Source organism: Streptomyces sp. NPDC002643 (assembly GCF_053592555.1).
Genome location: NZ_JBSFVY010000001.1, coordinates 240,560 through 252,537 on the forward strand (window position 1 = coordinate 240,560; position 11,978 = coordinate 252,537).

Here is an 11,978-nt window from a genome sequence, read left to right on the forward strand (position 1 = left end):
TGTAAGCGCCGCTAAACGAAACCCTGCCCCCGCTCGGCCCCCACCCCGCCGCACTCTCACTCGGCCGCCGGTACCTGCGCCTTCAGCAGGACCGGCAGCCGGGTGGTCCGAGGCTTCGCCGGGACCTCCGCGACCGCGCGGGCCAACGCCTGCTCCACGCCGTGCACAACCGACAGATGCCGCTCCGCCCGCCCGAACGCGGTATACACCCAGGGCCGGCTGAGCGCCGCCGCCGCGTCCCCGGGCAACACCACGACCACGGCCGGCCACCGCTGCCCCACGGCCTGGTGCGCGGTCACGGCCCACCCGTGCCACACGGCCTGCTCCACCCGCTCCTTCGCCACGACGACGGCACCCCCCGCACACTCCAGATGCAGCCCCTGGGCATCGGCCTTGACCACCCGCCCCGCGGTCGCCCGCCCCGGCACGGCCGAGTACACGACCCGGTCACCCGGATCGAACCCCCCGAACCGCCCCGGCCCGGGATTCAGCCGTTCCTTGAGCGCGACGTTCAACGCACGCGTCCCGGCCGCACCACCATGCCCGGGAGTGATCACCCGCACCTGCTCGGCGGCGACACCGAAGGCTCTCGGCACCGAATCGACGACGAGCTGAACGGTCCGATGCACGGCCTCCCCGGCATCCCGCACCGGCACGATCACGACCTCCTTCCCGGGCGCGTCGACCTGGTTCAGCTCCCCGATCCCGATCCCGGAGACCAGCTCACCGATGGGCCCCGGGTCAGGTGTCCGAGAGGCCACCTGGGGGCACGTACGGGCGGCCAGCAGATCCGCGAACACCCGCCCGGGCCCGGCCGACCACAACACCCCCGGATCACCGCTGAGCACCAGCCGGGCCCCGTCCGGCAACGACTCCACCAGCAGGGCCGCCGTCTCCACGTCGAGCTGCGGCGCGTCCAGCACGACGAGCAGATCGAGGGCCGGCGCACCGTCGGCGTCCCGCCCAGGACCCTCCGCCCCGGACAGCAGCCCGGCGACGGTGGTCACGGCCGTACCGTCGCCGTCACCCTCGGCGTCCTCACCACCGGCCACGAGAGCCGCGAACCGCCGCTTCCCGTCCGTGCTGTGCGCGGCGGCGTACGCCCGCAGGCCCAGCGCCCGCGCGGCGGTGACCAGCGCCGCCGGTTCCGCGCGGGCCGCCTCACCGCCGGTGTGCAGGACGAGTCCGTGCGCGGCGACGGCACGGATCAGCTCGACGGCGGCCCGTGGCGCCGAGCGCTCCGCCGAGGCCCAGTCCGTGGCGCCCTCCTTGGTGTCCTCCTTGGGCAGGGAGTTCACGATCCGGGCGAGCCCGTCGGCGAGACTCTCCTCGGCGAGCGCGTGACGCTCCAGCCCGATGAGCACCCGTACGGGCCGCTCCGGCTCTTCCTCGTCCTCGTCGCCGTCCTCGCGCGCGGCGGTGGTCGCGGCGCCGGCGGGCCCGTCGTCGAGGGCGTCCTGGAAGACCAGCGCCTCACCCTCCGCGACAGCGTTCTGGACGGCCGCCTCGGGGTCGGGCACGGACCGCTGGGCGAGCGCGGCGGACAGCGCCGGGGCCTCCAGCGCCGTGTGCCCGGCGAGGGCGGCCTGTTCCAGCAGCCACACCGTGAGCGCCCGGCCGCGTCGCTCGTCGTCCGGCCCGCACTCCGCGCCGAGCAGCGCCCGGGCGAACCCGTCGGCCTGCTCCGGCCGTACGCCGGGCACCCGCAGCAACTGCCAGGGATCTTCCCGGAGCCGATCGCCGGCCCCCTCCCCGAGCACTTCGGCGACCTGCGCGCCGAGCGCCTCCGGCGCACCCCCCGCGACCAGCACACCGCGCACGTCCTCGACGGTCTCCCCGGAGGGCGCCGCCGGACCGCTCGCGGGCGTCACCGGCTGGGGCGCACGCACCGGCTCGGGCGCCGGGCGTCGGGGCGCGGGCTCCGGCTCACTGAAGACGGTGGCGGCGGGCTTCTGCCCGCCCTCCACGGCCCGTACGGCGGCCAGCAGATCGGCAGCCGTCCCGCTGAGCTTCCCCCCGCTGGCGATGGGCCCCTGCTTCTCCGCCTTCCGCCGCTCGATCCGCTCCCGCTCCAACCGCTGCGCGGCCAACTCGGCCTGAGCCTCGGACACATCGCCCGCGCCGCCCTCACCACCGTCGCCGCCGCCGTCACCGGCCTTGGCCGCCTCCGAGGCCCCGCCGTCGGCCGCGGTGCCCTCCGACCCGGCGTTGTCCGACCCGGCGCTCTCGGACGCGGCGCTCTCCGAAGCGGCGTTCTCCTCGTTCTCCGTGGACGCGGGCTCCGTGCTCACAGCGTGCTCCAGTCGTGATCGGGATAGCGGTGCACGGGCGCCGACACATCGTCGAGAGCCCGGCAGATCTCGTCAGGAAGACTAAGGGTCTCCACTGACAACGCGGCCGTGAGCTGCAGTGCGTTGCGCGCGCCGACGATGGGCGCGGCGACGCCCGGCCGGTCGCGCACCCAGGCGAGCGCCACCTGGAGCGGGGTCACGGCGAGCCCGTCGGCGGCGGTCTGCACCGCGTCCACGATGCTGCTCGCGGTGTCGTCGAGATACGGCGCGACGAACGGCGCCATGTGCTCCGAACCGCCCCGCGAGTCCGGGGGAGTGGAGTGCCGGTACTTGCCGGTGAGCACACCGCGCCCCAGCGGCGAGGACGGCAGCAGACCGACGCCGAGGTCCAACGCGGCGGGCAGCACCTCGCGTTCGACGCCGCGCTGGAGCAGGGAGTACTCCAGCTGCGTACTGGCGAGGCGGGTACGTATCCCCGGTGCCGCGAGCTGCCAGGTGGCGGCCTTGGCGAGCTGCCAGCCGCAGAAGTTGGAGACGCCGACATAGCGGGCCCGGCCGCTGCTGACGGCCAGATCGAGGGCCTGGAGGGTCTCCTCCAACGGGGTCTCCGGGTCGAAGGCGTGGATGTGCCAGAGGTCGACGTAGTCGGTGCCGAGACGGGCCAGGGAGGCGTCGAGGGCGGAGAGCAGGTGGCCACGGGAGCCGTCGAAACGGCGGTCGGGGTCCGGGACGCTGCCGGCCTTCGTGGAGATGACCAGGTCACGGCGGGGGACCAGCCCGTCCATCAGCTGCCCGAGCAGATATTCGGCCTCGCCGTCGCCGTACACGTCCGCCGTGTCGACGAGGCTGCCGCCCGCTTCCCAGAACACCTTCAACATGTCCGCGGCGTCATGCTCGTCCGTGTCGCGGCCCCAGGTGAGGGTGCCGAGCCCGATTCGGGACACGCGCAGGCCGGTGCGGCCGAGATGCCTCTGCTCCATGTCCGCCGACATTACTGGCCGGACTTCACCGTGTGTGAGCCTGTGGACAACCGATTTCCGCCCCCGCCGCCCCTACCCTCCCCCACTCTCAGCTTCGTTCGAGCGGGGGGGGGGACCCCCATCATCCCCAGGGGCTGCGCCCCTTCGACCCCCTGGCGCCTTATAGCTCGGGGGTGGGGTTCGTTGGCGGGTGCGGGTGGGTGGGGGCTGGTCGCGCAGTTCCCCGCGCCCCTGAAAAGCAGGGGCTGCGCCCCGTGCTTTTCGGCCCGCAGGGCCGTGTCTTTTAGGGGCGCGGGGCTGTGTCTGATATGCGGCTCCGCCGTGTGGGCGGGGCCCCGGAAACGGCGGAACCGTTATTGTCGTCGCCCAAAGGGCACGTTACCGCTCGGTAAGGGGATGGCATGCAGCTCGGGATCAACCTCGGTTACTGGGGCGCCGGAATGGACGCGGACAATCTCGCCGTGGCCCAGGAGGCCGACCGGCTGGGCTACGCCGTGTGCTGGGCCGCCGAGGCGTACGGCTCGGACGCGGCCACCGTGCTGACCTGGGTCGCCGCCAAGACCGAACGCATCGACGTGGGCTCCGCCATCTTCCAGATCCCGGCCCGCCAGCCCGCGATGACCGCGATGACCGCCGCGACTCTCGACTCGTTGTCCGGCGGCCGTTTCCGGCTGGGGCTCGGCGTCTCGGGCCCCCAGGTCTCGGAGGGCTGGTACGGCGTCAAGTTCGACAAGCCGCTCGCCCGCACCCGCGAGTATGTCGAGATCGTCCGCAAGGCGATGACCCGGGAGCGGCTGGCGTACGAGGGCGAGCACTGGACGCTGCCGCTGCCCGGCGGCCCCGGCAAGCCGCTGAAGCTCACCGTGCACCCGACCCGTGAGCACATCCCCCTCTACATCGCCGCGATCGGCCCGAAGAACCTGGAGCAGACCGGCGAGATCGCCGACGGTGCCCTGCTGATCTTCCCGTCGGCCGCGCACCTGGAGGACACGGCCGTCAAGCATCTGCGCGCGGGCCGGGAGAAGGCCGGCAAGAGCCTCGACGGCTTCGACGTGTGTCCGACGCTGCCGATCTCCCTCGGCGACGACAAGGACGTCACCGCTCTCGCCGACGCGTTCCGGCCGTACACCGCGCTGTACGTCGGCGGCATGGGCAGCCGCAAGCAGAACTTCTACAACCAGCTCGCCCAGCGCATGGGCTTCGAGAAGGAGGCCGCCGAGATCCAGGACAAGTACCTGGCCGGCGACAAGACGGGTGCCGCCGCGGCCGTCCCGCACGAGCTGATCGACCGGACGTCGCTGCTCGGCTCCGTGGAACGCATCGCCGACCGGATGGCCGCGTACGCCGAGGCCGGCGTCACCACGCTCACGCTGAACCCCGCCGGCTTCACGCTCGACGAGCGGCTCGCCTCGCTCCGGGCGGGCGTCGAAGCCATGCAGCGCGCCAACCTCGCATAGCCGAAGCCGATAGCCAAGGACCAACAGCGAGAACCACCGCCGAGGACCAACGGCGAGAGCCAGCGGCGAGAACCAGCGGAGCGAAACCGGAAAGCACTACGGCCGTGGTGGGGGCTCGGGGGTCTTCCCCGCCACGGCCGTCACGGGGGACAACGCGGCACGGGCCGCTCGGTTACGCGTCTTCGCCGCCCCGCCATCCTCCGTTCGGCGGATTTGTCCGACACAGCTGTTGCCGGGCTCCTGGTACCCCATTTGACTCGATTCGCAGGGTCTCGCAGAGAGGTGCCTCAGATGCTTTCGGCCAAGAGTCTGTTCCAGGAAATCGTCGACGACGACGAGTCGTTCCGACTGTTCTGCTCCATCGCCGCCAGCGGAGAGTCCCAGGGCGGCTGGGAGAACGCGCGTATCGCCGCACTCGTCCCGCGGAGCGAACGCGCACTCGCCCCCAAGATCACCCGGCACGGCGCCGACGAGGACAAACACGGGCGGATCTTCAACGCGCTGATGAAGAAGCGCGGACTGAAGCCCGTGGAGGTCCCCCCGGAGACCGACTACACCAAGCTCCTGGAGCGCAACGGCATCGGTCTCGCGCACGAGAAACTCAAGGCCGACCAGTCGCTCACGGTGAACGACATCATCGTCTACCTCTCCCACAGCCGCGTCACCGAACAGCGGGCCGCCGACCAGATGGTGATGCTCCGCACGTACTTCGCCGACGACCCGGAGATCGGCAAGGCCGTCCGCATGATCTCCGACGACGAGGACAACCACCTCGCCTACACCCACGAGGAACTCCTCCGCTTCGCCGCCGCCGGACACGGCCGCCTCATCCAGCGGACGCTGCGCGAGTGCGCGCTCGCCGAGATCGCCGTCCACCGGGACGTCAGCCTCGCCGTGATGGCCCACATGGGACGCATCCTCGGCTGGTCCAGGGCTAAGTCCACCGCCCTGGCCATGGGCATCCGGGCCACCTACGTCTATGAACGGGCCGTCGGCTGGCGCCGCATGGTCTCCCTCACGATGCCCGAACGCCTCGACGCCCTGGGCGGCCCGGCGACGACGGCACCCGAGTTCGCCTGAGGCGGCAGCTCACGTCCACACCCGTCTCACATCCAGCCCCGCCGCTTGAAGAGCCGGTACAGCAGTACTTCCGCCAGGACCAGCAGGGCCATCAGGGCGGGGTACGACCACACCCAGTGGAGTTCGGGCATGTGGTCGAAGTTCATGCCGTAGACACCGGCGGCCATGGTGGGGAGCGCCGCCATGGCCGCCCACGCGGAGATCTTCCGCATGTCGTCGTTCTGCCGGACGCTCATCTGCGCCAACTGGGCCGACAGGATGTCCGACACCAGCCGGTCCAGGCCCTCCACGGAGTCGTTCACGCGCGCGAGGTGGTCGCTCACATCGCGGAAGAAGGGCTGGGACTTCTCGTTGACGAAGGGCACCGGCGCGGCCGTGTTGCCGGTGCCCGCGAGCCGGACCAGGGGGGTGGCCAGGGGAGTCGTGGCACGGCGGAACTCCAGGACCTGGCGTTTGAAGGTGTAGATCCGGGAGGCGCTGTTCCGGGAGCCGCCGACGTCCGGGGAGAAGACGTCCGCCTCCAACTCCTCCAGGTCGGTCTGGAGTTCGGTGGCCACGTCAAGGTAGTGGTCGACCGCGGCGTCGGTGATCGCGTACAGGACGGCGGTGGGCCCCTTGCCGAGCAGTTCGGGCTCCTGCTCCAGTCGGCGTCGTACGACACCCAGCGGTGAGCCGGCGCCGTGGCGGACGGTCACCACGAAGGCGTCACCGAGGAAGATCATGATCTCCTCGGCGGCGACCGTGTCGCTCCTGGGCTCGTACACCACCGGCTTGAGCACCATGAACAGAGAGTCCTCGTACACCTCCAGCTTGGGCCGCTGATGGGCCTTCACGGCGTCCTCGACGGCCAGCGGGTGCAGCGCGAACTCCTCGCTGACCAGGGCGAACTCCTTCTCCGTCGGCTCATGCAGCCCGAGCCACACAAAGCCGCCGACGGCACGGGCGGCGGCCAGGGCGTCGGAGAGGTCATCGGGGCTCTCGGTGCGGTGGCCCTCGCGGTAGACGGCACAGTCGACGATCACGGGAGATTCCTTCCTCGGGGGACACGCCGCTTACTCATGGCGCACGCCGGTTGTCCACAGCTCGGCCCTTCGCGGGCCGGCTCTCCACGGACCGGTTGTCCACAGGGCCCAGGCGGCCGGCGGGCGGGCGTCTACGCTGGGCGGCATGCCCACGTTGATCCTTGTCCGGCACGGACGTTCCACCGCCAACACCGATGGAGTGCTCGCCGGGCGGATGCCCGGTGTCGCGCTCGACGAGCGCGGCGCCGCCCAGGCCGCGGCGCTGCCCGGCCGGCTCGCCGGGCTGCCCATAACCGAGGTCGTCACCAGCCCGCTGCGGCGCTGCCAGGAGACGCTCCGGCCTCTCCTCGACGCCCGTCCGGAGCTGAGCCCGCACACCGACGACCGCATCGGCGAGTGCGACTACGGCGACTGGTCCGGCCGCAAGCTCGCCGAGCTCAAGGACGAGCCGCTGATGGAGGTCGTCCAGGCGCATCCCACGGCCGCCGCGTTCCCCGGCGGCGAGTCGATGCGCGAGATGCAGCACCGGGCCGCCGAGGCGGTACGGGAGTGGAACGCGCGCGTGGAGCGCGACCACGGCTCCGACGCCGTCTATCTGATGTGCTCGCACGGCGACATCATCAAGTCGCTCGTCGCGGACGCACTCGGACTTCATCTGGACCTCTTCCAGCGGATCTCTGTCGAACCGTGTTCCATCACCGCGATCCGCTACACACGTCTGAGGCCGTTTCTCGTACGACTCGGCGACACCGGGGACTTCGCGTCCCTGATGCCGCGCGAGGAGCCCCCGAGCGGTGACGCGACCGTCGGGGGCGGTGCGGGGGCACCGTGATCGTCAACCGCAGTAGGGTGAAGCGGTCGCGGCGGCGCTGAATCCAGTCAGCAGCCGAAGCGGCCGGTCCCGATGTCGATTCCAATGGAGACAGGACGTGTCCCGTCAGGTGTTCCTCTACGACCCCCCGGACCGCTTCGTGGCCGGTACGGTCGGGCTGCCCGGGCGCCGGACCTTCTTTCTGCAGGCCTCCTCCGGGCAGCGCGTCACCAGCGTGTCCCTGGAGAAGACCCAGGTCGCCGCGCTCGCCGAGCGTATGGACGAACTGCTCGACGAAGTGGTGCGCCGCAGCGGCGGCAGCGCCGCGGTGCCCGCCGTCGCGCCCACCGAGGTGTCCGACACCGCCCCGCTCGAAACCCCCATCGAGGAGGAGTTCCGGGTCGGCACCATGGCCCTGGCCTGGGACGGCGACGAGCAGCGCATGATCGTCGAGGCCCAGGCCCTCGTCGAGTTGGACGCCGACTCCGAGGAGGACCTCGCGGAGGCGGAGGAGCGAATGCTCCAGGACGAGGAGAACGGCCCGCCGATGCTCCGCGTCCGCCTCACCGGAACCCAGGCCCGGGCCTTCGCCAAGCGCGCCCTCGACGTCGTCAACGCCGGTCGGCCGCCGTGTCCGCTGTGCAGCCTGCCGCTCGATCCGGAAGGACACGTATGTCCGCGCCAGAACGGATACCGCCGAGGGGCGTGACCTCCGCGACACCGACGACCGAGCTGCTCGCCGCCGGTGAGCTGACCGTGCGGGGGCGGGTGCGCGAGGCGTCGAACGCGGTGCTGTACTGCTCGGTCGCGTACGACGGGCAGGAGGCCGCCTGCGTCTACAAACCCGTCGCCGGTGAGCGCCCCCTGTGGGACTTCCCCGACGGCACCCTCGCCCAGCGGGAGGTCGCCGCGTACGAGGTCTCCGAGGCCACCGGCTGGGGTCTGATCCCTCCGACGGTCCTGCGCGACGGCCCGTACGGCGAGGGCATGTGCCAGTTGTGGATCGAGGGCGTACCCGGCTCCGAACTCCTCGCCCTGGTGGACGGTGAGGAGGCCGAGGACGGCTGGAAGGCGATCGGCTTCGCCGAGGTCGGCGACGGCAGGACGGCCCTCCTGGTCCACGCCGACGACGCCCGTCTCCGCCGGCTCGCCGTGCTGGACGCGGTCATCAACAACGCCGACCGCAAGGGCGGTCACCTCCTGCCGGCCGCCGAGGGGCGTTTGTACGGCATCGACCACGGGGTGACCTTCAACGCGGAGAACAAGCTGCGGACGCTGTTGTGGGGCTGGGCGGGGGAGTCCCTGACGGAGGAGGCCGTGGCCGTCCTGGAGCGACTGCGGGACGGCCTGGGGGAGGGCGGGGCCCTGGCGACCCGTCTGTCGGACTTGATCACGGGCGCGGAGGTGGAGGCCACGAGGGACCGGGTGGCCGCACTCCTGAAGATCGGGCGGCACCCGGAGCCGAGCGGGGAGTGGCCGGCGATTCCGTGGCCCCCGGTCTGAGCGGCACCGTCTCTCGAAGCGGGCAAGGGCGTGGGTTCCGCGGCTCGGCGGTTACGAGGCGCCGCTCTCTTTGGGACGGGCGCCGCCCCAGCGCCACGATTGCCCGCAGCAGGGGCGGGTAGGGCGGATGCCCGCGCTGGGTAGGTCAGCGTGTGGCAGCTGGGTCGCGCCCCGTTTTTAGGGGCGCGGGGAACTGCGCGACCAGCCACGTACCACCCGCAGTCGCAATTACAAGGCGTACCCCCGAGCCCTTGGGCGTCCCAACCCCGGGCCGCTGCAAAACCCCCGAGTCACAAGGCCCCCGGCTTAAGGGCGGAGCCATCGGGTTAGGCTCATGTACATGCATGCTTGGCCCCCTTCCGAGGTCCCCGCCCTGCCCGGTCAGGGCCGCGACCTGAGGATCCACGACACCGCGACCGGCGGCCTGGTCACCCTCGACCCCGGTCCCGTCGCCCGTATCTACGTCTGCGGCATCACCCCGTACGACGCGACCCACATCGGTCACGCGGCGACCTACAACGCGTTCGACCTCGTTCAGCGCGTGTGGCTCGACACCAAGCGGCAGGTTCACTACGTCCAGAACGTGACCGACGTCGACGACCCGCTGCTGGAGCGGGCCGAGCGCGACGGCGTCGACTGGGTGGCCCTCGCCGAGCAGGAGACCGCCCTCTTCCGTGAGGACATGACGGCACTGCGGATGCTGCCGCCGCAGGACTACATCGGCGCGGTCGAGGCCATCCCCGGCATCGTTCCCCTCGTCGAACGCCTCCGGGACGCGGGCGCCGCGTACGAGCTCGACGGTGACATCTACTTCTCCGTCGAGTCCGACCCCGACTTCGGCAAGGTGTCGGGTCTCGACGCCGCCGCGATGCGTCTGCTGTCCGCCGAGCGCGGCGGCGACCCGGACCGTCCGGGCAAGAAGAACCCGCTCGACCCGATGCTGTGGATGGCCGCCCGCGAGGGCGAGCCCAGCTGGGACGGCGGCTCCCTGGGCCGCGGGCGCCCCGGCTGGCACATCGAGTGCGTGGCCATCGCCCTCGACCACCTCGGCATGGGCTTCGACATCCAGGGCGGCGGCTCCGACCTCGCCTTCCCGCACCACGAGATGGGCGCCTCGCACGCTCAGGTGCTCACCGGCGAGTTCCCGATGGCCAAGGCGTACGTCCACGCGGGCATGGTCGCGCTGGACGGCGAGAAGATGTCGAAGTCCAAGGGCAATCTCGTCTTCGTCTCCAAGCTGCGCCGCGACGGCGTCGACCCGGCCGCCATACGCCTCGCGCTGCTGGCCCACCACTACCGGGCCGACTGGGAGTGGACCGACCAGGTGCTCCAGGACGCCGTCGCCCGGCTGGACCGGTGGCGCGCAGCCGTCTCCCGCCCCGACGGACCGCCCGCCGAGGCGCTGGTCGAGGAGATCCGCGCGGCCCTCGGGAACGACCTCGACGCCCCGACCGCCCTCGCCGCCGTCGACCGCTGGGCCGAACTCCAGCGGGAGCGGGGCGGCACGGACGAGTCCGCCCCCGGCGTCGCATCGCGTGCGGTGGACGCTCTCCTCGGCGTAGCGCTGTAACGCTGTGAAGTAACGAATCTGCTCAGCCGTTGCACGTGTCACACGGCGTGACGGCGACAGGGCGCCCCCTCGTGGCGGAGGGGGCACCCTGTCGCGTCGGCACCATCGGGAGCATCGGGGCGAAGCTGTCGTGACACTGTCAAGAGGCTGTCGGTCGCATGTCCAAGGGCTGCGGGGGCAGTCGGCATGTGATGGGGTGTCAGCGTCAGTTGAAAGCCGGACCGGCCAGCTGCCGGTCCCTCGTGGAAGGGACGAACAGTGGCACCCCCGCTCTCCTCCTCCGCACGTCACCTCAGTCGGCGTGGACTGCTCGCGACGTCGGCCGCCACCGCAGGCGCCCTGCTCGTGGGGTCGCACGCACAGGCCGCCGAGACCTCCCGGACCACCGGCTCGGCCAAGAAGACCTGGCCCGACCTCATCCCGCTGCCGGGCGGCTTCCGCCCCGAGGGCATCACCATCGGGGCCGGCCCGTACGCCTATCTGGGCTCACTCGGCGACGGCTCGATCTACCGCGCCGATCTGCGCACCGGCCAGGGCGGCATCATCTCGACGGGCCCCGGTACACCGTCGGTGGGCCTCAAACTCGATGATCGGGGGCGGCTGTTCGTCGCCGGACGCGGTCAGGGCGCCCGGGTCGTGGACGTCCGCACCGGTGCGGTCCTCGCGTCGTACACGCTCACCACCAAGACGCCGACCTTCGCCAACGATGTCTTCCTGACGCCGCGCACCGCGTGGTTCACCGACTCGTTCCAGCCACAGCTTTACGCCCTCCCGCTGGGCCGACAGGGGCAGTTGCCGGACGCGGACGACGCGGTGACGCTGACACTGAGCGGTGACTGGGTCCAGGTGCCGGGCGAGGTCGTCAACGCCAACGGCATCACCCGCACGCCCGACGGCAGGGCGCTGCTCGTCGTCCAGTCCGGTGTGGGCGCCCTGCATCGCGTCGACCCCAGGACGGGCGTCACCGAACTGGTCGACCTCGGCGACGCGGCACCCCTCACCAACGGTGACGGCCTGCTGCTCCTCGGACGGCGCCTGTACGTCGTACAGAACCGTCAGAACGCGATCGACGTCTTCAAGCTCTCCTCCGACGGCCGCACCGGCATCTTCGAGGGCCGCCTCACCGACCCCGACTTCGACGTCCCGACCACGGTCGCGGCATACAACGACAGGCTGTACCTCCCCAACGCCCGCTTCACCACGACCCCGACCCCGGACACGACATACGCGGTGGTGGCGGTGAAACGCTGAGGGCCACTTGTAA

General features: G+C 71.5%; 10 protein-coding genes. 7 read left to right on the plus strand and 3 right to left on the minus strand.

The window, feature by feature from the left end; translation table 11 throughout:
• Positions 1-56: 56 nt before the first annotated feature.
• Both ACWD4G_RS01065 and ACWD4G_RS01070 read right to left on the minus strand, forming a co-directional pair.
• Positions 57-2,291, minus strand: coding sequence for a helix-hairpin-helix domain-containing protein (locus tag ACWD4G_RS01065; protein WP_451289955.1), 2,235 nt, complete (start codon positions 2,289-2,291; stop codon positions 57-59).
• Entirely contained in the window at positions 2,288-3,271 is a 984-nt protein-coding gene (locus ACWD4G_RS01070) for an aldo/keto reductase (RefSeq protein ID WP_451289956.1), read from the minus strand. The genes ACWD4G_RS01065 and ACWD4G_RS01070 overlap by 4 nt, the downstream gene beginning before the upstream one ends.
• Before the next feature lie 401 nt (positions 3,272-3,672).
• Here ACWD4G_RS01070 and ACWD4G_RS01075 point away from each other — a divergent pair, with 401 nt between their 5' ends.
• Together ACWD4G_RS01075 and ACWD4G_RS01080 are read left to right on the plus strand one after the other, a co-directional pair.
• On the plus strand, positions 3,673-4,728 hold the full coding sequence (locus tag ACWD4G_RS01075) for an LLM class F420-dependent oxidoreductase (protein ID WP_451289957.1): 1,056 nt from the start codon (positions 3,673-3,675) through the stop codon (positions 4,726-4,728).
• 291 nt (positions 4,729-5,019) lie between these two features.
• Complete coding sequence (locus tag ACWD4G_RS01080; RefSeq protein WP_451289958.1) at positions 5,020-5,808, plus strand: ferritin-like domain-containing protein; 789 nt, start codon at positions 5,020-5,022, stop codon at positions 5,806-5,808.
• Between the two features lie 26 nt (positions 5,809-5,834).
• Here ACWD4G_RS01080 and ACWD4G_RS01085 read toward each other — a convergent pair whose 3' ends face one another.
• Positions 5,835-6,830 (minus strand): magnesium and cobalt transport protein CorA, encoded by a 996-nt coding sequence (locus ACWD4G_RS01085; RefSeq protein ID WP_451289959.1) that lies wholly within the window; start codon positions 6,828-6,830, stop codon positions 5,835-5,837.
• A 145-nt stretch (positions 6,831-6,975) separates the two neighbouring features.
• Here ACWD4G_RS01085 and ACWD4G_RS01090 point away from each other — a divergent pair, with 145 nt between their 5' ends.
• From ACWD4G_RS01090 to ACWD4G_RS01110, 5 genes are all read left to right on the plus strand, one after another.
• On the plus strand, positions 6,976-7,662 hold the full coding sequence (locus tag ACWD4G_RS01090; protein ID WP_451289960.1) for a histidine phosphatase family protein: 687 nt from the start codon (positions 6,976-6,978) through the stop codon (positions 7,660-7,662).
• A 97-nt stretch (positions 7,663-7,759) separates the two neighbouring features.
• Positions 7,760-8,350 carry a DUF3090 domain-containing protein gene (locus tag ACWD4G_RS01095; RefSeq protein ID WP_451289961.1) on the plus strand — a complete coding sequence of 197 codons (591 nt, stop codon included), beginning with the start codon at positions 7,760-7,762 and terminating at the stop codon, positions 8,348-8,350.
• A complete protein-coding gene (locus tag ACWD4G_RS01100; RefSeq protein ID WP_451289962.1) occupies positions 8,314-9,144 on the plus strand; it encodes an SCO1664 family protein in 831 nt (276 codons plus the stop codon). The genes ACWD4G_RS01095 and ACWD4G_RS01100 overlap by 37 nt, the downstream gene beginning before the upstream one ends.
• A 340-nt stretch (positions 9,145-9,484) precedes the next feature.
• A complete protein-coding gene (mshC, locus tag ACWD4G_RS01105) occupies positions 9,485-10,714 on the plus strand; it encodes a cysteine--1-D-myo-inosityl 2-amino-2-deoxy-alpha-D-glucopyranoside ligase (RefSeq protein WP_451289963.1) in 1,230 nt (409 codons plus the stop codon).
• A gap of 258 nt (positions 10,715-10,972) precedes the next feature.
• A complete protein-coding gene (locus tag ACWD4G_RS01110) occupies positions 10,973-11,965 on the plus strand; it encodes an SMP-30/gluconolactonase/LRE family protein (RefSeq protein ID WP_451289964.1) in 993 nt (330 codons plus the stop codon).
• Positions 11,966-11,978 lie beyond the last annotated feature (13 nt).